We start from the raw sequence: 20,853 nt of genomic DNA, 5'->3' as shown, positions 1-20,853 counted from the left end.
GGCACTACTCTCGCGGCATGTCCCCCCGCACATCCCGATCACCCGCCCACGCGAGCGCCCACCACCTGCGCGACAGTCGCGTCTGGCGAGGGCTCGCCCGCGGAGGCTTCGCCGTCAACGGCCTCCTGCACATCCTCATCGGCTTCATCGCGCTCGGGCTCATCGCCCCCGGCGGCGGGGGCGGCGACGCCGACCCGAGCGGCGCCCTGCAGGGCCTCGCCTCCACACCGTCTGGGGGCATCCTGATCTGGGTCGTCGCCCTCGGTCTCGCCGCGCTGGGGCTGTGGCTCATCGTCGACGGAATCCTCGACCGGCCGGCCGACGACACCGCCAAGCACGTGGGTATCGCAGTCGCCAAGGGGCTGACCTATCTCGCGCTCGCGGCGACCGCGGTGCGCATCGCGCTCGGCGGCTCGTCGAGCTCGTCGGGCGATGCGCAGAGCGCGACCGCCACCCTGCTGCAGGCACCGGCCGGAGTGATTCTCGTGGTGATTGCCGGCCTCGTCGTGCTCGCAATCGGCGTCTACTTCATCGCGAAGGGCATCAAGCGCGACTTCCTCGACGACATCACCACGCCGCGAGGCACCGTCGGCCGGGTCGTCACCGCGCTGGGCATCGGAGGATACATCGCGAAGGGAATCGCCCTCCTCGCCCTCGGCGTCTTGGTCATCAGCGCGGCCGTCGCCTCCGACTCGGCCCGCTCCACCGGCCTCGACGGCGCGCTGCGCTCGCTGCTCGAGTTGCCGTTCGGTGCCGCCGTGCTGTTCGTCGTCGCCCTGGGGCTCATCGCGTACGGCGTGTACTGCGTCGCCCGCGCCCGCTACGCCCGCCTCGACTGAACCGGCGGCGACAAACTCTAGGGTGAGCACATGACCTGGCTCGTGATCCAGCAGATGTGGTTCGAAGGCCCCGCCGCGGTCGGTGACGTCGCCAACGAGCGCGGCATCGAGTTGCGCATCGTTCGCACCGATCAGGGCGAACCGGTACCCAGCGTGGATGCGCTCGACGCCTACGAGGGAATCATCGTTCTCGGGGGCGCAATGGGCGCGCTCGACGATGACCAGCATCCGTCGCTGGCCGGGCAGCGCGCGCTGCTCGCCGCCGCGATCGAGCGCGACCTGCCCGTGCTCGGCGTGTGCCTCGGCGCGCAACTCTTGGCCATCGCCGGCGGGGGTGAGCTGCTCGACGGCGACAACGGCAGCGAAGACGGCCTGGGGCCCGTCGACCTCACGGCAGACGGCCTCGCCGACCCGGTGCTCGGCCCGGCGGGGCCGCGCTTTGAGGCGATGCACTGGCACGAAGACACCTACGCCCTCCCCGAAGGCGCGGTGCACCTCGCGACGAGCCCGCAATATGCGCAGCAGGCGTTCCGGCTGGGTTCGTGTCTGTACGGCATCCAGTTCCACCTCGAGATGGGCGGCGCCGAGGTGCAGTCACTGCGCGACGACTTCCCCGACGACGCCGAGCTCGACCCCGCGCGCGCCGATCAGGTCGTGCTCACCGGCCGCGGTGTGTTTGAGCGCTTCTTCGACCGCGCCGCCGAGCTCGCGACGGCGCGCGCCGATCAGTAGGGCACAGCCGCTCGCTGCGGCAGTACCGCGCTAGGTGTTCGCCCCGCGCGCCGCGACGACCCAGAGTTCCTCGTCGCCGTGTCGGCCGACGGCGACGAGCTCGTCAACGAGGTTGACGGCGGTACACACGTGGTTCGGCACCACGGTCAGCCGCTCGCCGAGGGCGAGATCCGATGCGGCGCCGTGAGGCACCACGATGGTCGCGTGATGCTCCGAGAGCGCGACGATCCGCGCATCCGGATGCTCGACAACGCGCCCATACCCGCTCGCCCAGCTGGCGCGGTCGCTCGCGAGCGCCTTGCTGCCCGCATCCACGATGAGGCGCGCTGCTCCGTCTTCCCCATCCCGCCGGCTGACGATGGTCGTCACGACGCCGAACGCGATGGACGCGGGTTCGATCACCCCGAGCTCCCACTGTTGTGCGTCTCCGAGGGCGTAGACGCCGGGGCGAAGTTCGGTGAGCACGTCGTCAGATTCGACAGCGAGTTCATCCCGGGCCGTGGTCGGTGTCGACCCTCCGCTCACGAGCGGACACGGCAGGCCCGCGGCGGTCACGCTGTCCCGCGCGACGCGGAGCGCACGCCGCTCGTCCATGGCGGCCTCGCTCATGCCGTCTGGCGTATACGACTGACCGGGGAAGGTGAACACGCCGTCGACCGTTAGTCCAGAATCGTGGGCCCGCTGCGCCAGTTCGCCGGCCGCGTGCGGCTCTATGCCGCTGCGGTGATGCCCGCAGTCGACCTCGATCGCGACCGACAGTCGCGAGCGGTCGACGTCTGCGGTCGCGTCGGCGAGCATCCGAACGCCCTCCACCGAATCCACCCCGACGCGCAGCCGCAGGCCACGCGTGAGGAGACCCGCAAGCCGCGCCGCTCGCGGTCCGTCGAGCCACAGCGGGTAGGCGATGAAGAGGTCATCCACGCCGTGCGCGGCGAACACCTCGGCCTCGGCCACCGTCGCAACGGTGAGCCCCACGGCGCCGTGAGCGAGCTGCCGCGCGGCGATGTCGGGCGACTTGTGGGTCTTCGCGTGGGGGCGCAGGGCCACTCCGCGCGCTCGCGCGTAAGCCGCCATTCGCGCGAGGTTCTGCTCGAGCACGGCGACGTCAATGCGGGCATACGGGGTATCGCGCACGGGGCCATCCTGCCGCAGACTGCCGCAGAAGGGACCCCTACCCCGTGCGAGCCCTAGTTGCTCTGCATTTGGCGCCGCAGCAGCTCGATACGGGCCTGCAGCTGCGCCACCGTTGCTTGCCCGACAGCTGGCCCACCGCAGATGCGACGCAGCTCGGCGTGAATGTGGCCGTGGGGCTGACCGGTGAGCTTCGCGCGCAGGCCCACGAGGCTGTTGAGCAGGCTGCGCTGCTCTTTCAGCGAGCGGTACATCGGTTCGGGCGTCGACACGGGAGCGGTGGGCGGACGCTCGGCGGCTCGGCGCGCTTGACGGGCCTGCCGATGGCGCAGCAGCTCCGTCACCTCGTCGGGTTCGAGAATGCCCGGTAGCCCCAAGAAGTCGAGCTCTTCCAGGCTGCCCACCTCGGCTTGCTGCCCAAACTCGGCGCCCTCGTACACCACCTTGTCGAAGGTCACGGTCGATTCGAGCGCGGCGAAGGTGTACTCGGCGAGGAGGTCGTCACTCGCCTTCTCGTCGCGGTTCGCGTCGTCGATCAGCGAGTCGTCGAGAAGGTCACCGTCGCCCGCCCCCTCGCGGTCGAGCGCGTGGTCGCGTTCACGCTCGAGCTCGTTCGCCAGCCGCAGGATCGGCTTCACGCTGGGAATGAAGATGCTCGCCGTTTCACCGCGCCGACGCGCCCGCACGAACCGACCAATTGCCTGGGCGAAGAACAGGGGCGTGGATGCGCTGGTTGCGTAGACGCCGACGCACAGTCGCGGAACATCCACGCCCTCCGACACCATGCGCACGGCGACAAGCCACCGCGAATCGCCTGCACTGAACGACTCGATGCGCTCGGAGGCGCCCTGCTCGTCACTCAGAACGACCGTGGGGGCCTCGCCCGTGATCTGGTGCAGCAGCGCCGCATACGCCCGAGCCACGGTCTGGTCGGTCGCGATGACGAGGCCGCCGGCATCGGGCACGTGGTGCCGTACCTCGGTGAGGCGACGATCGGCTGCCTCGAGCACCCCTCGCATCCACTGCCCCTCGGGGTCAAGGGCCGTGCGCCAGGCCTGCGAGGTGACGTCGCTGGTGTCGTCTTGCCCGAGCACCGCCTCCATCTCATCGCCGGTGGTGGTGCGCCACCGCATGCGCCCGGCGTAGCTCATGAAGAGCACGGGGCGAACGACGCCGTCGCGAAGGGCCCGCCCGTAGCCGTAGTTGTAGTCGGTCGCCGACATGCGGATGCCCTCATCGTTCGGCTCGTAGCGCACGAAGGGAATGGGCGCGGTGTCGCTGCGGAAGGGGGTGCCGGTGAGGGACAGCCGGCGCGTCGCCCCGGCGTAGGCGTCGCGAATGGCGTCTCCCCAGCTGAGGGCGTCGCCGCCGTGGTGCACCTCGTCGAGAATGACGAGCGTCGGCACCTGGTCGGTGAGGGTCTGGTGCAGGTACGGCTTTGCTGCCACCTGCGCGTACGTCACGGCGACACCGTGAAAAGCACGCGCGATGCCGCCCGACGAGTTGCGAAAACCGGGGTCGAGGCGAATACCGACGCGGTGCGCGGCGTCGGCCCACTGCTTCTTGAGGTGCTCGGTAGGGGCGACCACCATCACGCGGTCGACGGTGCGGCGCGCGAGCAGTTCGGTCGCGAGCCTCAGGGCGAAGGTGGTCTTGCCGGCCCCCGGCGTGGCCGCGGCCAAGAAGTCACGTGGTTCGGTCTCAAAGTAGCGGTCGAGCGCCTCGGCCTGCCAGGCGCGCAGACGACTCGCGGTACCGCGGGCGGCGCGCTCGGGGTAGGAGGGAGACAGGTGCTCGGCCGCGAAGGTGCCCACGTGTGGGGCGGCGCGGAAGGAGGCTGTCACGGTGACAAAACCCTAGTCGCTGGGACTGACATCGCGGCTCGACCGAGCCGAGCGCCGGCGCCCCTCTGAGCCCAAATGGCTCGCCCGCTGGATCGCGGCGTTCCCGAAGCGCGCGGTGAGCGCATCCATCGTTTCCTCCGTCTCGCGCCAGCCCTCGTCGTCGTCCCAGAGACCCCGCTCGACCTGCCCGGTGGGCAGCAGGTTCTCACCGCGGACGCCCAGCAGGCGGATGCCCCGACCGTCGGTGTGCGCCGCCCGAAACAGCGCTCGCGCCTCCTGCGCGATGCGCTGCGCGACGTCAGTCGGCTCGCCGAGCGTCTGCGAGCGCGTCAGCGTGGTGAAGTCGCCGAAGCGCACCTTGACGGCGATCGTGCGCGCGACGAAGCCGGCCCGCCGCAGGCGCCGCGCCACGCCGTCGGCGAGCCGCAGCAGCTCGCGGTCGATGGCCTCCTGCTCGAGCAGGTCGCGCTCGTAGGTTGACTCGTGGCCGATCGACTTCTCGGCGCGCTCGGGGGTGACGGAGCGCGGGTCGCGCGCCCAGGCAAGTGCGTGCAGTTTCGCCGCGCCGGCCTCGCCGATCGCGCGCCGCAGCGCATCAACGGGAGTGTTCGCGACGTCGCCGACGGTGCGCAGACCCAGCCGCGCGAGGCGCTCCTCCGTCGCCTTCCCGACGCCCCAGAGCGCGCTGATCGGCAGCGGGTGCAGGAAGCTCAGTGTCTGCTCGTGCGGCACCACGAGCAGCCCGTCGGGCTTCGCGCGCGAGGAGGCGAGCTTCGCGACGAACTTGGTCGACGCGGCGCCCACCGAGGCGACGAGGCCGGTGTCGTCCCTGATGCGCTCGCGCAGCATCCGCCCGATGTGCCACGGCGGCCCGAACAGCGCGCGCGAGCCGCCGACGTCGAGAAACGCTTCGTCGATGCTGAGTGGCTCGACGAGCGGCGTCACGTCGCCGAGGATGTCCATCACCCGCTTCGAAAAGTGCACGTAGCGGTCGTAGTGCGGCTCAAGCACGACGGCCTGCGGGCAGCGTCGCAGGGCCACCGCCATCGGCATCGCTGAGTTCACCCCGAAGGCCCGCGCCTCGTAGGTGGCGGCCGTCACGACCGAGCGGTGCCCGCGATGCCCGACGATGACGGGCTTGCCGCGAAGTTCGGGTTTGTCGAGCAGTTCGACCGACGCGAAAAAGGCGTCCATATCGAGATGCAGGATGCGCGCACTCGCGTCATCGCTCGGCTGCTCGGTGACCTGCCGCCTCGATCCGTCCTGCTTGCTCACCCGATGATCCTCGCACCGCGGTCTGACGTGGGAGTCCGTCGCGCGGCGGATGCGCCCTGACCAGCCCATCTGCCACGCTGGTGGGTATGACTCAGCTCCACCCCTGGTCTCGCTACGTGGCAATTGGTGACTCGTTCACCGAGGGCATCGGCGACCCTGAGCCCCAGAGCCCGGGCGGCCACCGCGGCTGGGCCGACCGCGTCGCCGAGGTGCTCGCCGACCAGACCGATGACTTCGCGTACGCCAACCTCGCCATTCGCGGCCGCCTGCTCGGGCAGATCACCGACGAGCAGATCGAGCCGGCGCTCGAGCTTCGGCCCGACCTCATCAGCATCTCCGGCGGCGGCAACGACATCATCCGCCCCGGCACCGACCCCGACGAGGTGGCGAGCCGCTTTGATGACGCCGTGGCGCGTCTGCGGCGCGACGACGCGACCGTCGTGATGTTCAACGGCCCCGACATCGGCATGACGCCGGTGATGCGGCGCATTCGCGGCAAGGTCGCGATCTACAACGAGAACCTGCGGGCCGTGGCCGCGAGGCACGACGCGATCGTCGTCGACATGTGGGCGCTGCGTCAGTTGCGCGATCCGCAGATGTGGGATCGCGACCGCCTGCACTTTTCGCCGCTCGGCCATCACACCATCGCGATCGCGATGCTTGAGGCGCTCGGCATCGATCACGGTCTCGAACCGCGCCACCCCGAGCCGCTGCCCCGTCAGTCGTGGCGCAAGGCCCGCACCGACGACATCGGCTGGGCGCGCGAGTATCTCGTGCCGTGGGTACTGCGCCGCATTCGCCACCAGTCGTCTGGCGACCTCATTCAGGCGAAGCGCTCGACCCTGGCGCACCCCCGCGGCACGCGCGACTAGCTGTGGTGCCGGCTTAGGCCGAGTCCCGCCAGACCACTTCCGTCGGCAGCAGCACGACACCGCGCTGGCGCTCGCCGCGGCGAATCTCGTCGAGCACCAGTTCGGCGGCTCGGGCGCCCAGCGCGCCGGCGGGCTGCCGCACGGTCGACAGCGCCGGCTGGCACCGCAAGGCCCACGCGCTGTCGTCGAAGCCCACGACGCCGACATCGTTCGGGATGCGCTTCCCGGCCTCCTTGAGGACGTCGACCGCGCCCGCCGCGATCGCGTCCGATGCCGCGAAGATTCCGTCGAGATCGGGCGCGCGGCGGAGCAACTGCCGCATGCCCTCCTGGCCGGAATGGAACGAATACAGGGGGACCTCGACGACGAGTGCGTCATCGAACGCGTCGCCCAGAGCATCCCGGAAGCCGGCGAGACGATCGCGACCCGAGTCGCGGTCGAGTGCGGCCGCGATCATGCCGATGCGCCGGCGACCGGTGCTCACGAGCCGCTCGGTGATGTCGCGGGCGGCAGTGCGGTTGTCGATCGAGACCGACGGTAACTCCGGCGCCGTTTCGGGGCGACCGACGAGAACGGTGGGAATGTGCAGGCGCTCGAGCGCCGCCGTGATCGGGTCGTCTTCGCGGGCCGACACCACGATGGCGCCATCGACGAAGCCCCCTCCCAGATACGAGACCACGCGGTCGGTGTCGCGATCGCTGTCGATGATCAGCGAGACGAGTTGGTAGTCGGCATCGCTCAGCGCGGTGTTGGTGCCGAGCAAGATTGCGCCGATGTTGGGGTCTTCGACGAAGACCGCATGCGGCTCGTGCACGATCAGCGCGACGGCCCCCGACGTCTGAGTCGCCAGGTTGCGGGCTGCCGTGTTGCGCACGTAGCCGACCTTGTCGATCGCGGCCTCAATCGCTTCGCGGGCCGACTGCGACACGTATGGTTCGCCGTTCAGCACGCGCGACACGGTGCCGCGCGACACCCCCGCCTCGGCGGCCACGTCGAAGATCGTGGCGCGCTTTGGGCGGGTGCGGGTCTCAGACACGGGGTCAGTGTATCCACGCGGCGCGACACGCCGATTGCCAATTGGTGGTTGACACGCGCTGCAGCCCGTTCTTATTCTGTGAGCGCTCACAGATCCTCCGGGGTCTTTTTCTTCATCGCTCTCTGTGCACGTTCACAGAACGACCGCCGAGGGCGATGGGGTGAGAGACCACGAGGCGGAGCAACACCGTCGTTGACCTCCCAGACCGAAAGGGCTGCCGTGAGCATCACCCCCGCCACCCGCACCGCACCCGAGCTGGTGCGCGGCTATCCGGCGGGCCACGTTCTGCTCGGCTGCGACTACAACCCCGAGCAGTGGAGCCCAGAGGTCTGGCGCGAAGACGTCGCCCTCATGCGCGAGCTCGGCGTTGACCTCGTGGCGATCAACATCTTCGGCTGGGCGCAGCTCGAAACAGAGCCGGGCACGTACGACTTCACGAACCTCGACGCGATCATCGCCTTGCTGCACGAGGCGGGGATCCGCCTCAACCTCGGCACCGGCACCTCCTCGGCGCCGCCGTGGCTGTCGCGCATCGAGCCGTCGATCCTGCCGGTCGACGCTGACGGCGTCACGGCATGGCCGGGCGGCCGCCAGGCGTGGTGCCCGAGCTCCCCCGTTTTCCGCGAGCACGCGCTTGCCCTCGTCGAGCGCGTCGCCGAACGCTACGGCGAGCACCCCGCTCTGGCCCTGTGGCACGTCTCGAACGAGCTCGGCTGCCACAACGCGCACTGCTACTGCGAGACGTCGGCCCACGCGTTCCGTCGCTGGCTCGAGGCCCACTACGGCACGATTGAGGCTCTGAACCACGCCTGGGGAACGGCCTTTTGGAGCCAGCGCTACAGCCAGTGGGGCGATGTCGTGCCGCCGCGCCGCACCCGCTCGGCCGGAAACCCCGCGCACCAGCTCGACTTCCAGCGCTTCAGCTCCGACGCTCTGCTCGACTACTACCGTGCCGAGCGTGCGGTGATCGAACGCCACTCGAGCGCGCCCGTCACCACCAACCTCATGGTCACCGCGCACATCCAGACGCAGGACTACTGGAGCTGGACGGCCGATCTCGACCTCATCGCGAACGACCACTACCTCGACCACCGCCTCGACGACCCGATCGCCGAGCTTGCCTTCAGCGCTGACCTCACACGCGGGCTCGCCGACGGCGGCCCCTGGATGCTCATGGAGACCTCCACGAGCGCCGTGAGCTGGCAGCCCGTCAACCACGCCAAGTCGCCGGCCGAACTGCAGCTGACCGCGCTGACGCACGTGGCGCGCGGCGCCGACAGCATCTGCTTCTTCCAGTGGCGCCAATCGCAGCGGGGCGCCGAGAAGTTTCACTCGGCCCTCCTCCCCCACGGCGGCACCGACTCCGACGGGTGGCGCTCCTCCGTCGCCCTGTCCGGCATGCTCGACCGTCTCGATGAGGTCACCGGCAGCCGCGTCGAGGCGAGCGTCGCGATGGTCGTCGGCTGGCAGCAGTGGTGGGCCGCCGAGGGTGAGGCGCACCCCACCTCGCTGCTGTCCTACCTGAGCGAGGCGCACCGCTACGCGAACGCCCTGCGTGCTCTCGGGGTCACGGTCGACATGGTGCGCCCGGGCGGCGAACTCACGGGGTACGAGCTCGTGATCCTGCCGACGTTCTACGCCCCGAGCGACGCCGACGTCGCCGCCGTTGAGGCCGCCGTCGCGGCCGGCACCCACGTCGTCATCACCCCGTTTAGCGGCATCGCCGACGAGACCGACGCCATCCGGCTGGGCGGCTACCCCGGCGCCTTCCGCGAGCTTCTGGGCATCGTTATTGACGAGTTCCAGCCGCTCGCCGCGAACGAGACGGTGCGTCTCGCGAGCGGGGCGGATGCGCGCATCTGGGCCGACAGCATCCGTCTCGGTACCGCCGTTGCTCACGACACATTCCTTTCGGGGCCCGCCGCCGGACGTCCCGCCGTCACGCGTCGCCAGATCGGCGACGCATCGGCCTGGTACGTCGGCACGATGCTCGACGGGGACGCTCTCGCCCGCCTGCTGTCCCAGGTGTGCGAGGCTGCCGCGGTTACCACCACCGCGGTGGGTCCCGACGCCGACCTGGTGGTGCGTCGGGGCCCTCAGAACCGCTACACCTTCCTCATCAACCACGGTGCAGACGCGATTGCGGCACCCGTCGCCGGAATCGACCTGCTGACGGGCGAGCACATAACCTCCGGCGCCCCGGTCGCTCCCGGCACCGCCGTCGTCGTCCGCACCCCGCTCACCGTCGAGCACGAGAAGGAGTCCGCATGACTACGACAACCCGGTCACCGCAGACCGGCGCGTCGCCCGCACGGAAGGGCGGCGCGAAGCAGGCCTCGAAGGCTGTGCGCCACCGCGGCGCGCTCGCCTTCTTCCTCGCGCCGTTCGGCGTGCTGTTCGCGCTGTTCTACGTGATCCCGATCGGCTACGCGGTATACCAGTCGACTCTTGTCGTCGAGCGGGACGGCACGTTCGGAGCCGCGCGACAGGTCTTCGGCGGCTTCAGTCAGTACATCTCGGTGTTCGAAAACGAGGCGTTCTGGCAGTCGATCAGTCGCGTGATGCTGTTCGGCGTCGTGCAGGTTCCGATCATGCTCGGCATCGCGCTGATCCTCGCGCTGCTGCTCGACTCGCCGCTCGTGCGCGGTACCAAGTTCTTCCGCCTGGCGTTCTTCGCTCCCTACGCGGTGCCCGGCGTCATTGCGGCGATCATGTGGGGCTTTCTCTACTCGCCAAACCTCTCTCCCTTCACCGACCTCACGCGAGCCGTGCCGTTCCTCTCGGGCGAGTTCGTCCTGTGGTCGATCGCCAACGTTGTCACCTGGGTCTACGTCGGCTACAACATGCTGATCATCTACTCGGCCCTGCTCGCGATCCCGCAAGAAATCTACGAGGCCGCCCGGCTCGACGGCGCCGGCCAGGTGCGCATCGCGTGGTCGATCAAGATTCCGCTGGTGGTGCCCGCTCTGGTCCTCACCGGCATCTTCTCGATCATCGGCACGTTGCAGCTGCTCGCCGAACCGCAGGTCTTCCGAAGCTTCACCTCGACCGTGACGAGCGACTTCACGCCGAACCTGCTCATCTACTCGACGGCCTCGGTGCCGAACGTGTCTCTCGCGGCGGCCATGTCGGTCGTGCTGGCGCTGGCCACGTTCATCCTCTCGTTCACCGTGCTGAAGCTGACCCAGAAGAGGACCCAAGCATGACCGCCGTGACCGATCCCGCCGCGACCGAGCGCCGCCGTGGCCGCAGCCCGGTGCAGGAGTCGATCTCATCGCGCGTGCTGGCTATGGCCGTCATGGGCATCGCGACGCTGTACTTCCTGACACCCATCTGGTGGCTGTTTGTCGCCTCGACAAAGAGCCGCGGCGATTTCACGACCACCGCACCGCTGTGGTTCGCCGAATTCAACCTCTTCGAGAACATCCAGGCACTGTTCGATTACCGCAACGGGGTCTTCCTGCAGTGGCTGCTGAACAGCGCGCTGTACGCGGGTCTGGGTGCCGCCATCGCGACGCTGTTCGCGGCGATGACCGGCTACGCGATCGCGAAGTACACGTTCTGGGGCCGCAACGCCCTCTTCAACCTGATTCTCGGCGGTGTGCTGGTGCCCGCGACGGCGCTGGCCCTGCCGCTGTTCCTGATCTTCAGCCAGGTCGGGGCGACCAACACCTACTGGGCGGTCTTCCTGCCAAGTCTCGTGAGCCCGTTCGGCGTCTACCTCTCCCGCATCTACGCCGCGGCGAGCGTGCCCGACGAGATCATCGAGGCGGCGCGCATCGACGGCGCCGGCGAGATCCGCACGTTCTTTACCGTGTCGACCCGCATGATGGCGCCCGCCCTCGTGACGATCTTCCTGTTCCAGTTCGTCGCGATCTGGAACAACTTCTTCCTGCCGCTGATCATGCTGCGCGACGAAGAGCTGTTCCCGGTCACGCTCGGCCTCTACGTCTGGAACACCCAGGTGAGCCAGATCCCCGACATCCGCGCGCTCGTCATCATCGGCTCGCTGATCTCGATCATTCCCCTCATCATCACGTTCCTCGGTCTGCAGCGGTTCTGGCAGTCCGGGCTGGCAAACGGCGGGCTCAAGTGAGCCTGCCGGTCAGCGAACCCGAGTCGGGCCCCCTGCGCCCGGCCGCCCTCACCACCAACACCACCAAGAGATAGGAAAGACGCATGGCGATCTCCCGCATTGCGCGCGCCGGGGCCCTCGCGGCCGCGGCCACGCTCGCCCTCACCGCCTGCTCGACCGGTACCGGAGGCGACGGAGCCTCTGGCGACTGCGCCCCGAGCGACGGACCCGTCGAGCTGGACTTCACCAGCTGGCTGCCCGGCATCGATGAGGCCGTAGCCATCTGGAACGAAGAGAACCCCGACATTCAGGTCAACGTGCAGACCGGCCCGAACGGCCTGGGGGGCACGTACCAGAACTTCTTCAACCAGCTCGAGGCCGGCAACGCGCCCGACCTCGGCCAGATCGAGTACGACGCGATGCCGAACTTCCGCGTGCAGGACGGCCTCGAGAACATTGCCGCCTGCGAGGGAATCCTCGAGGCAGAGAGCCAGTTCGTCGACTGGACCTGGAGCCAGGTCACCTTCGGCGAAGAGGACGCGGTGTACGCGATTCCGCAGGACACCGGCCCCATGGCCATGTTCTACCGCGCCGACCTCTTCGAGGCGGCCGGCATCGAGGTGCCGACCACGTGGGAGGAGTACCAGGCAGCTGCCGAGGTGATCCGCGGCGAGGGTGGCTACATCACCAACTTCTCGCAGAGCGACATCAACCAGTTCGCCGGCTTCGTCTGGCAGACCGGTGGCCAGTGGTTCTCGAACGACGGCGACAGCTGGCAGGTCAACCTTGAGGGCGAAGAGTCGCTCATGGTGGCCGAGTACTGGCAGGGCCTGCTCGAAAACGACCTCGTGTCGGCGAACCCGCCGTGGACCGATGAGTGGAACGCCGCGTTCAACAACTCCGAGGTCTGGACCTGGGTTTCGGCTGTCTGGGGTGCGAACACCATCCTCAGCGGCGCTCCCGACACCGCCGGCAACTGGGCCGTCGCCCCGATGCCGCAGTGGGAAGAGGGCGCCAGCGCCGCCGGCAACTGGGGTGGCTCGACCACCGCTGTGCTGAAGGGCTCGGAGCACCCGTACGAGGCCGCTCAGTTCGCTCTGTGGCTGAACACCGACGCTGACGCGCTCACCGCCATGAACCGCACCGCCCAGATCTACCCGGCGACCATCGAGGGTGCGAACCTTCCGGTCTTCGCCGAGGGCGTCGAGTTCTACGGTGGCCAGGAGATCTACCAGGTCTTCGCCGAGGCCGGCACCAACGTTGACCCCAACTTCGTGTGGGGCCCGACGATGACGCAGGTCTACAACGACGTGGCTGACGGCTTCTCCGGAGCCATCTCCGGCAGCGGTACGCTCATGGACGCTCTGACCGCCGGTCAGCAGTCGACCATCGCGGCCCTGCAGGCAGCGAGCATCCCCGTCCAGGAGTAAGCACCATCACACTCCATCACCTCCGTGCCGCGGGTGTCAGCGTTCTGCTCGACGCCCGCGGCACGGGCGTGCCCCGCCTCTTTCACTGGGGCGGCGACCTCGGTTCCCTCAGAGAACCGCAGCTCGCCTCCCTCGCGTCGGCGCAGGCGGTGCCGCCCAGCTCCCCCGATATCCCCGTCGTGCCGTCGCTGTTCGCGAACCGGTCCGACGGTTTTGGCGGCTGGCCCACGTTCCGGGCCCACCGCGCCGATGCGCCCGCCTCGCGATTCGCCACCCGCTTCGCGACGCGCGCCGTCGAGCTCGTCAACGCCACGAGCATCCGGGTCGTCATCGACGCCCTCGATGACGCCGGCTCCTTTGCCGCAATCGAATGGATGCTCGCGCTCAGCCCCGAGGGAATCGTCACGATCGCGCTGGCCACCACGGCGGGCGACACCCGCGTCGCGATCGACCGCGTGGCCGCCTCCGCGCCCGTTCCGGCCCGAGCGAGCGAGCTGCTCGACTTCACTGGGCTCTGGGCGTACGAGCGCCGCCCCCAGCGCGGGCGCGTGCGCGACGGCCTGACCGTTCGCGAGCAGCGCCACGGCCGCCCCGGCCACGACGCCCCGTTCCTCACCGTGGTCGGCACGCCCGGCTTCTCCTTCCGCTCGGGCGAGGTCTGGGCCCTGCACCACGCCTGGAGCGGCGATAGCGTGACGGGCCTCGAAAGCCTCCCCGCGGGCGATCGCCGCCTCATTGCCGCCGAGCTGCTCGAGTCGGGCGACGTCGTGCTCGAGGCGGGCGAACGGTACGACGCGCCCGACACGGTCTTCGCGTTCTCCGCCGCGGGCCTCGATGGCCTGAGCGAGCGGCTGCACCCCTTCGTTCGGCGGCTGTCTCCCCCGGCCGAGCGACCCGTCATGTTGAACACCTGGGAGGCCGTCTACTTCGACCAGTCCCTCGAGAAGCTCGCGCCGCTGGTCGACGCCGCAGCCGAAGTGGGTGTCGAACGCTTCGTGCTCGACGACGGCTGGTTCGCCGGGCGCACCGATGACAAACGCGCTCTCGGCGACTGGACCGTCGACCCCGAGCGCTGGCCAGACGGGCTGCACCCGCTGATCGACGCCGTGCACGCGCGCGGCATGCAGTTTGGGCTCTGGGTCGAACCCGAGAAGGTCAGCCCCAACAGTGCTCTCGCCCACGACCACCCCGAGTGGGTGCTCGCCGCCGGCGACGACACGGCGCAGTTTCCGCCCACGTGGCGCTGGCAGCACTCACTCGATCTGACCGCCGACGGGGCCGCCGATCACGTGTTCGCCGCCCTGGATGCCGTGCTGAGCGAGTACCCGATTCGCTTCCTCAAGTGGGACCACAATCGCGCGCTGCACGCCGGGTCTGCCGCGCAGCAGACGCGCGCGCTGTACGCCCTCCTCGACCGACTGCGCGCGGCCCACCCCGACGTCGCCATCGAGTCGTGCGCATCGGGCGGCGCCCGCATCGACCTCGGCATCGCTCGCCGCGTGCACCGCTTCTGGACCTCCGACACGAACGATGCCCTCGAGCGTCAGTCGATCCAGCGCTACACGAGCATCCTCATGCCCCCCGAGCTGCTCGGTGGGCACGTGGGTTCACATCGCGCCCACATCACGGGTCGCACCCACGCCCTCTCGCTGCGCCTCGTGACGGCGCTGTTCGGCCATGCCGGCATCGAGTGGGACCTCACCCGCACGAGTGACGACGAGCGCCGCAAGATCGCTGACTGGGCCGCGCTCTATCGCGACGAACGCGAGCTGCTGCACGGCGGCCGCGTCGTCCGCACCGACGAGCCGGGCGACGACCGCGTCGTGCACGCCGTCGTCGATCAGGATGCCGCCCGCGCCCTCATCGCGCTGGTCCAGCTCACGGCGTCGCCGGTCGCCACCCCGCCCCGCTTGCGCCTGCCGAGCCTTGCATCCGACCGCGTGTACCGACTGGAAGCGATCGAGGTGGGCGGCCCCGCGCACGTGGTGCAGGACGCCCCTCCGGCGTGGTGGCAGGCCGGGTCGATCGAGTTGACGGGCCGGGCGCTGGCCGAGTTCGGCGTGCCCGTGCCGCTGCTCGCCCCCGAACAGGCGATCCTGCTGCGCGCGACCGCGGTCGACACGCCCTGAGCGTTCGAGTGCCGAGCGCCGAGCCCCTAGACCTGCAGCGCGTACAGCGCGACGGCCGCGGCCGCGGCGACGTTGAGCGAGTCGACTCCGTGCCCCATCGGGATGGTCACGACGGTGTCGGCGGCGGCCAGCGCCCGGCGCGACAGCCCATCCCCCTCCGAACCGACGACCACGGCCACCCGCTCGGGCGCCGCCGCCGCATAAGACCGCAGGTCAACGGCGTTGTCGGCGAGCGCGAGCGCGGCGAGCTGGAAGCCAGCGTCCGTGAAGAGCGCGCGCGCCGCATCCCATTCGGGAAGGCGCGTCCACGGCACCTGCAGCACGGTCCCCATCGAGACGCGCACGCTGCGGCGGTAGAGCGGGTCGGCCGCGTCGGCGGTCACGAAGACGGCGTCAGCGCCGAGGCCCGCGACCGAACGGAAGATCGCCCCAATGTTGGTGTGGTCGACCACGTTCTCGATCACGACCACCCGGCGGGCATCGCGCAAGAGCTCCGCGGGCTCGGGCAGCGTGGGTCGGTGCATGCTGGCGAGCGCGCCACGGTGCAGGTGAAAGCCCGTGAGTTCTTCGAGAGCGGCGGGCGAGCCGACGTACACGGGCACGTCGTGACCGTCGAGCAGCCGCTCGAGTTCGGGCAGCCAGCGGGCCGAGGTGAGCACGCTGCGCGGCTGGTGGCCGGCGGCCAAGGCCCTGCCGATCACCGTCAACGACTCGGCGAGGTACAGCCCGCCCTCTGGCTCGATGGCGCGGCGCAGGGCCACGTCGGTGAGCCGGGCATAGTCGTCGAGCGCCGGGTCATCGAGCGCGTCGAACTCGCGAATCTGCACCGAGTTGCCTCCCTATCAGCCCCCGGAAACATATCTGAAACCGCGCGCGTTTAGTTTCGAGACCAGCACCACGAATCGGAGACCGACCGTGACGAGCACCGCACCCGCCCTCGCCCTTGGCGATGAGGCCCTCGCCGAGCTCGCCCGCGCCGCCGAACTGCTGAAGGGCCGCCGCATTGCCGCGTTGACGGGCGCCGGCGTCAGCACCGACTCGGGCATTCCCGATTACCGCGGTGCCGGTGCCCCCGTGCGCACCCCGATGACCTACAGTCAGTTCCTCGCCGACGAGCCGTACCGCAAGCGCTACTGGGCGGGCAGTCACCTGGGCTGGTCGCGGTTCGCGACGTCGCGCCCCAATTCGGGTCATCGGATGCTCGCCGAGCTCGAACAGGCCGGTCTCGTCACCGGCGTGGTCACCCAAAACGTCGACGGCCTGCACGTGCGCGCCGGTTCCCAGCGGGTCGTTGACCTGCACGGCTCGATGGATCGCGTCGTGTGCCTGCACTGCGGTCAGGCGTTCTCACGCGAGGCGGTCGCTGAGCGCATCAGCGTGCTGAACCCGTGGTTCGACGAGTCTGCCGCGAGCCGCGTCAACCCCGACGGTGACGCCGAGGTCGACGACGTGTCGCGCTTCGCGGTTCCCGAGTGCACCGTCTGCGGGGGCACCCTCAAGCCCGACATCGTGTTCTTTGGCGAGTTCGTGCCGCCCGTGAAGTTCGAGGAGGCGCGCAGCATCGTCGCCCGCGCCGACGCGCTCGTGGTGCTCGGCTCCTCGCTCGTCGTGAACTCGGGCGTGCGGCTCGTGGGCCTTGCCCAGAAGCGCCGCATCCCCGTCATCATCGTCAACCGGGGAGTAACGAAGGCTGACGCGCGCGCCGCCGTTAAGATCGACGCGGGCACTTCCGAGACGCTCGCCCTCCTGCGCGACGCGCTCCTGCCCTGACCTTCGCGGCCGAGATCCGGCCGCGCGGAAGGGACCGATGACCGTCTTTGCGCTCGTGCGCCACGGAGAAACTGACTGGAACCGCGCCCGCCGCATCCAGGGAGCCACCGACATCCCGCTCAACGACACGGGCCGTGCCCAGGCCGCGGCCGCCGGCCAGTTGCTGGCGGGGCGCGCCTGGAGCCGCATCGTGGCCTCGCCGCTGTCGCGCGCATCCGAGACCGCCCAGATCATCGCGCGAGAGGCGGGCCTCGGCGACGTCGAGCACGACGCGTCGTTCGTCGAGCGCAACTACGGCGAGGCGGAGGGGCTCACGGGCGCCGAACTCGACGCGCGGTTCCCCGAGGGCGTCGACGTGCCCGGCCGCGAGACCCGCGAGGCCGTTGCCGAGCGCGTCATCGCGGGCCTCCACCGGCTGGCCGATGCGCACCCCGGCGAGGCGATCATCGTCGTCGCACACGGCGGCGTCATTCGCAGCGTGCTCGAGTCGGTCGCGCCGGGCCACCACCGCGAGCCGATCACGAACGGCTCGATCCACTCGTTCCAGCACGCCGATGGCGGCCTCGAACTCGTGGTCTTCGACGACCCGCTCGACGAGCAGTCGATCTTCCCGTACGCCGACGACTACGACGAGCAGAACCCGCTCGCGCACCGCGAAGACGAGCGCGAGGCCGCCGGAGGCGACCACTAGTGGCACCCTCCGGTCTCGAGCGTTTCCGGGCCGCGACCGCCCACCTCGACCTCGACATTCGGCGCATGCCCGACTCGACGCACACGGCGGCCGAGGCCGCGGCGGCCCTCGGCGTCGACGAGGGCCAGATCGTGAAGTCGCTCGTCTTCGTCGCGGTGCGCGCGCCCGCCGACGGCGGTGATGAGCTGCGCGAAGCGGTGCTCGTGCTCGTTCCCGGCGACCGGCGCGCCGATCTCGCGCTGCTGGCGCAGGCGACGGATGCGCGAATCGAGAAGGCTGACGCCCGCACCGTCAAGCAGGCAACCGGCTTCTCGATCGGCGGCGTGCCGCCCATCGGCCACCCGTCGCCGGTGCCGACGCTGATCGACGCGTCGTTCGACCGTTTCGATGTCCTGTGGGCCGCGGCCGGAAGCGCCTACGACAACTTCCCGCTCACTCTGCCCCAACTCATCGAGTGGTCAGGCGGCCGCGTGGCGGCCGTCGCGTTCTAGCGACAGCGGGTCAATCGGCGCCAGCCGCGAAAACGCTGGGCATCGGGGCACCGCCTACGCACAGACGGTGCCCGCAACGCAGTACAGTCAGCCATGCCCAGCATCACCGCGCGTCCCGCACCTTTTCGCGCGTGGGCGCTCATCTCGCTGGCGCTGGTGGTCACGCCACTTGCCGCCTGCTCCGCAGAGGTGGCGAACGACACCCTCGGAGGGCCCGGACTTCCCGTCCAACTCGCCGGCGAGTCGTACAGCGGTGACGCGATCGACGTCGATGCGCCCCTCGTCGTCGGCAACGACGGTTGCTTTCGCCTCGCCGCCGGCGACCGCGATCGCTTTGTGATTTGGCCCGCGGGCTTCCGTATGGACGGCGATGTGGTCATCACGCGTGACGGCACCACGATCGAGGCGGGAGACCCCGTCACGGGCCCGGCAACGCTGATGCCGGTCGACGAGCTCATCGCCATCGAAGGACCAGACGGTTACTGGGCGGCGACCGCGGGGTTCTGTCTGACCGATGAGGACGCCATTATCGTTCTCCACACCGTCCAACCCGCGTCGTAGCCGTCTCGACCGCTAGCGGCGCGTCGCCGCCAACGTCCTCAGCAACGTCTCGAGCGCAGCCGCACTCGCATCCCAGTCGAAGCGCGCCGCCTCGGCGGGCCCGGCCGCGCTGCGGCGCTCCCACTCCCCCGGCTGGGTCAGCCGACGCACGGCCGCGGCGAGGCCCTCGGCATCGTCGACCGGAAAGTACAGGGCCGTCTCGCCGCCGATCTCGCGGAAGATCTCCGTGTCCGCCACGACGATCGGCGTTCCCCGCCCCATCGCCTCCACGAGAGGTATCCCGAAGCCCTCCTCGCGCGAGGCGTGCACGAGCGCGGTGGCACCATCCAGTAGACCCGCGTATTCAGCGTCATCAACGCCGTCGTGCACCACGAGCGAGCCAGCGGGAGCTACCGCGGTGAGCCGATCGCGCTCGCCCGCCGGGATCCGGCTCAGCAGGTGAAGCCGCGCACCCGGCAGGTGGTGCAGTGCCGCCACGAGCGTGTCGACACCCTTGTACGGCATGAATGAGCCCATGTAGACGAGCTCGACGCCGTCCGGCCGCGTGCGTTCCCGCGCAGGCACCGCGTCGGCCGCGTTCGGCACGACCGTGACGGGGCGCCGCGTCAAACGGTGCCGCGCGATGAGGGCGCGGGTGGTCTCGGAGACCGTGACCACAGCATCCGCCCGATTCAGCAGCAGCCGCTGCGGCCACCACGCGAGGTGGTACAGCCGCCAGAGCAAGCGCACGGGCGCGGGCAGATCGCGCGGCGGCGTGCGGTGCGTGAAGTAGATGAGATCGTGCACGGTGAGAGCGAGCGGGTAGCGGCGGCCGAACGCGCCCATCGTCTGCATAGGGCTGAACACGACGTCGGGGGCGAGGCGGTTGACCTGCCGCGCGACCAGCGGTTCACGCGCACTCGTCGGGCTCGAGATGAGCGCGTGCGGCAGTTCGGGCAGCATCGTCAGCTGTCGCTCGTCGCTCACGAGCATCACGAGCTCGTCGTCGGGCCCGAGCCGACGGGCCAGCGCTGCCGTCAGCGACGCGGTGAAGCGGCTGATGCCGTCGTGCCGTTCGAGCCGGGTGTAGCGGCAGTCGACGGCGACCCTCACGCCAGGAACTCCGCGATCGCGGCGGCCGCCTCGGCCGGCTTTTCGTAGTGAATCAGGTGGCCGACGTCCGCGACCTCGACGAGACGCGCATCCGGGAATCGCGTCACGAGGCGCCGCTGCACCTCAATGGGCGTGATGTCGTCGCGGGTCGCCGCGACCAGGAGCGTGCGGGGAGTGACCCGCTCGGCGAACTCCGACACATCGTGCGAGACGGATGCACGGAACGCCTCCAGCAGCATGTCGCGGTTCGCGAACCCCGAGAAGTAGCGGTCGTGCTCGGCGTGGATCCAGCGGCGCAGGCCCTTATCGCGGGTCTTCGCCATGGTGACGCTCATGACGCGGGTGATGAGGCGGCTGCGCAGCACGGCAAAACCGGGCTTCTCGGGAAGCACGGCGCCGAGTCGGTAGAACGCGACCGCACCCCGAGTGAGGAGGCCGCGCGGCCCCGACAGCGCCGGAGCGCCGATCGGGTTGACGAGCACCACAGCGGGTGTCGGGGTGCCCGCCGCCACCGCAGCGCTCACGACGATCGTGCCAAACGAGTGCCCGACCAGCACGGCGCTGCCGGTGAGCCCCTCAGCCTCGAGGAAGGCGGCCAGCCAGGCTGCGTAGCCGTCAATGTCGTGGGCGCGGTCGGGGAACGGCGCCGACTGCCCGAATCCGGGCAGATCGGGGGCGAGGATGCGCAGCTGCGGCAGGCGCGCCACCACCGGTTCCAGCCCGTGATGGTCGCCGCGGAAACCGTGCACGACGACGAGGGTGGTCGCCGCCTCCTCCGGACCGTATTCGACGAGGTGAGTGCGGGCGCCGAGCACCTCAACGGCGCGCTCGCGGCGCGGAACGGCGGCGAGCAGCGCGGCGTGCGGGGCTGGGGTCGACATCGCG

At 69.9% G+C, this 20,853-nt stretch carries 19 protein-coding genes; 12 read left to right on the top strand and 7 right to left on the bottom strand.

What is annotated here, in order from left to right; all coding sequences use genetic code 11:
* The first annotated feature begins 17 nt into the window (after window positions 1-17).
* Together EV141_RS00520 and EV141_RS00515 are read left to right on the top strand one after the other, a co-directional pair.
* The gene (locus tag EV141_RS00520) at window positions 18-839 is read left to right on the top strand and encodes a DUF1206 domain-containing protein (RefSeq protein ID WP_130484035.1); all 822 of its coding nucleotides are present in this window, start codon (window positions 18-20) and stop codon (window positions 837-839) included.
* A 30-nt stretch (window positions 840-869) separates the two neighbouring features.
* A complete protein-coding gene (locus tag EV141_RS00515; RefSeq protein WP_130484034.1) occupies window positions 870-1,571 on the top strand; it encodes a type 1 glutamine amidotransferase in 702 nt (233 codons plus the stop codon).
* 30 nt (window positions 1,572-1,601) lie between these two features.
* On the opposite strand, the gene EV141_RS00510 is transcribed toward EV141_RS00515, so the two are convergent.
* The 3 genes from EV141_RS00510 to EV141_RS00500 are packed head-to-tail and all read right to left on the bottom strand — an operon-like array spanning window position 1,602 to window position 5,821.
* Entirely contained in the window at window positions 1,602-2,705 is a 1,104-nt protein-coding gene (locus EV141_RS00510) for an alanine racemase (protein ID WP_241968913.1), read from the bottom strand.
* Window positions 2,706-2,758: 53 nt separating this feature from the next.
* Window positions 2,759-4,546: a DEAD/DEAH box helicase gene (locus EV141_RS00505; protein ID WP_198675483.1), complete on the bottom strand. Its 1,788-nt coding sequence runs from the start codon at window positions 4,544-4,546 to the stop codon at window positions 2,759-2,761.
* 12 nt (window positions 4,547-4,558) lie between these two features.
* Complete coding sequence (locus EV141_RS00500) at window positions 4,559-5,821, bottom strand: DNA polymerase IV (protein WP_130484033.1); 1,263 nt, start codon at window positions 5,819-5,821, stop codon at window positions 4,559-4,561.
* Window positions 5,822-5,907: 86 nt separating this feature from the next.
* Here EV141_RS00500 and EV141_RS00495 point away from each other — a divergent pair, with 86 nt between their 5' ends.
* Window positions 5,908-6,693, top strand: a complete 786-nt coding sequence (locus EV141_RS00495) for an SGNH/GDSL hydrolase family protein (protein WP_130484032.1) — start codon at window positions 5,908-5,910, stop codon at window positions 6,691-6,693.
* A 13-nt stretch (window positions 6,694-6,706) separates the two neighbouring features.
* Here EV141_RS00495 and EV141_RS00490 read toward each other — a convergent pair whose 3' ends face one another.
* Window positions 6,707-7,729 carry a LacI family DNA-binding transcriptional regulator gene (locus EV141_RS00490; protein WP_130484031.1) on the bottom strand — a complete coding sequence of 341 codons (1,023 nt, stop codon included), beginning with the start codon at window positions 7,727-7,729 and terminating at the stop codon, window positions 6,707-6,709.
* 219 nt (window positions 7,730-7,948) lie between these two features.
* On the opposite strand from EV141_RS00490, the gene EV141_RS00485 reads away from it, so the two are divergent.
* From EV141_RS00485 to EV141_RS00465, 5 genes are all read left to right on the top strand, one after another.
* Window positions 7,949-10,000, top strand: a complete 2,052-nt coding sequence (locus EV141_RS00485; protein WP_241968912.1) for a beta-galactosidase — start codon at window positions 7,949-7,951, stop codon at window positions 9,998-10,000.
* Window positions 9,997-10,935: a carbohydrate ABC transporter permease gene (locus EV141_RS00480; protein ID WP_130484030.1), complete on the top strand. Its 939-nt coding sequence runs from the start codon at window positions 9,997-9,999 to the stop codon at window positions 10,933-10,935. Before EV141_RS00485 ends, EV141_RS00480 begins: the two co-directional genes overlap by 4 nt.
* Complete coding sequence (locus tag EV141_RS00475; protein ID WP_130484029.1) at window positions 10,932-11,825, top strand: carbohydrate ABC transporter permease; 894 nt, start codon at window positions 10,932-10,934, stop codon at window positions 11,823-11,825. Before EV141_RS00480 ends, EV141_RS00475 begins: the two co-directional genes overlap by 4 nt.
* A gap of 83 nt (window positions 11,826-11,908) precedes the next feature.
* A complete protein-coding gene (locus EV141_RS00470; protein ID WP_130484028.1) occupies window positions 11,909-13,234 on the top strand; it encodes an ABC transporter substrate-binding protein in 1,326 nt (441 codons plus the stop codon).
* A 68-nt stretch (window positions 13,235-13,302) separates the two neighbouring features.
* Complete coding sequence (locus EV141_RS00465) at window positions 13,303-15,363, top strand: alpha-galactosidase (protein WP_241968911.1); 2,061 nt, start codon at window positions 13,303-13,305, stop codon at window positions 15,361-15,363.
* Window positions 15,364-15,389: 26 nt separating this feature from the next.
* On the opposite strand, the gene EV141_RS00460 is transcribed toward EV141_RS00465, so the two are convergent.
* Entirely contained in the window at window positions 15,390-16,190 is an 801-nt protein-coding gene (locus EV141_RS00460; protein ID WP_130484026.1) for a TrmH family RNA methyltransferase, read from the bottom strand.
* A gap of 88 nt (window positions 16,191-16,278) precedes the next feature.
* On the opposite strand from EV141_RS00460, the gene EV141_RS00455 reads away from it, so the two are divergent.
* From EV141_RS00455 to EV141_RS00440, 4 genes are all read left to right on the top strand, one after another.
* The gene (locus EV141_RS00455) at window positions 16,279-17,133 is read left to right on the top strand and encodes a Sir2 family NAD-dependent protein deacetylase (protein WP_130484025.1); all 855 of its coding nucleotides are present in this window, start codon (window positions 16,279-16,281) and stop codon (window positions 17,131-17,133) included.
* Window positions 17,134-17,170: 37 nt separating this feature from the next.
* Window positions 17,171-17,824 carry a histidine phosphatase family protein gene (locus EV141_RS00450; protein ID WP_130484024.1) on the top strand — a complete coding sequence of 218 codons (654 nt, stop codon included), beginning with the start codon at window positions 17,171-17,173 and terminating at the stop codon, window positions 17,822-17,824.
* A complete protein-coding gene (locus EV141_RS00445; RefSeq protein WP_198675482.1) occupies window positions 17,824-18,315 on the top strand; it encodes a YbaK/EbsC family protein in 492 nt (163 codons plus the stop codon). The genes EV141_RS00450 and EV141_RS00445 overlap by 1 nt, the downstream gene beginning before the upstream one ends.
* A gap of 93 nt (window positions 18,316-18,408) precedes the next feature.
* Window positions 18,409-18,876, top strand: coding sequence for a hypothetical protein (locus tag EV141_RS00440; RefSeq protein WP_130484023.1), 468 nt, complete (start codon window positions 18,409-18,411; stop codon window positions 18,874-18,876).
* A 12-nt stretch (window positions 18,877-18,888) separates the two neighbouring features.
* Here EV141_RS00440 and EV141_RS00435 read toward each other — a convergent pair whose 3' ends face one another.
* Both EV141_RS00435 and EV141_RS00430 read right to left on the bottom strand, forming a co-directional pair.
* Complete coding sequence (locus tag EV141_RS00435; RefSeq protein WP_130484022.1) at window positions 18,889-19,968, bottom strand: glycosyltransferase family 4 protein; 1,080 nt, start codon at window positions 19,966-19,968, stop codon at window positions 18,889-18,891.
* A complete protein-coding gene (locus EV141_RS00430; protein WP_130484021.1) occupies window positions 19,965-20,849 on the bottom strand; it encodes an alpha/beta fold hydrolase in 885 nt (294 codons plus the stop codon). Before EV141_RS00430 ends, EV141_RS00435 begins: the two co-directional genes overlap by 4 nt.
* Window positions 20,850-20,853 lie beyond the last annotated feature (4 nt).

It is taken from the genome of Microcella putealis (assembly GCF_004216575.1).
Lineage (GTDB): Bacteria > Actinomycetota > Actinomycetes > Actinomycetales > Microbacteriaceae > Microcella > Microcella putealis.
This window is presented reverse-complemented; position numbering and strand designations above follow the sequence as displayed.

Bases quoted from the DNA above. Each gene is read 5' to 3' on its own strand.
- EV141_RS00450 (WP_130484024.1), top strand. From the start codon at position 17,171: ATGACCGTCTTTGCGCTCGTGCGCCACGGAGAAACTGACTGGAACCGC.
- EV141_RS00515 (WP_130484034.1), top strand. From the start codon at position 870: ATGACCTGGCTCGTGATCCAGCAGATGTGGTTCGAAGGCCCCGCCGCG.
- EV141_RS00495 (WP_130484032.1), top strand. From the start codon at position 5,908: ATGACTCAGCTCCACCCCTGGTCTCGCTACGTGGCAATTGGTGACTCG.
- EV141_RS00475 (WP_130484029.1), top strand. From the start codon at position 10,932: ATGACCGCCGTGACCGATCCCGCCGCGACCGAGCGCCGCCGTGGCCGC.
- EV141_RS00440 (WP_130484023.1), top strand. From the start codon at position 18,409: ATGCCCAGCATCACCGCGCGTCCCGCACCTTTTCGCGCGTGGGCGCTC.
- EV141_RS00520 (WP_130484035.1), top strand. From the start codon at position 18: ATGTCCCCCCGCACATCCCGATCACCCGCCCACGCGAGCGCCCACCAC.
- EV141_RS00480 (WP_130484030.1), top strand. From the start codon at position 9,997: ATGACTACGACAACCCGGTCACCGCAGACCGGCGCGTCGCCCGCACGG.
- EV141_RS00430 (WP_130484021.1), bottom strand. From the start codon at position 20,849: ATGTCGACCCCAGCCCCGCACGCCGCGCTGCTCGCCGCCGTTCCGCGC.
- EV141_RS00470 (WP_130484028.1), top strand. From the start codon at position 11,909: ATGGCGATCTCCCGCATTGCGCGCGCCGGGGCCCTCGCGGCCGCGGCC.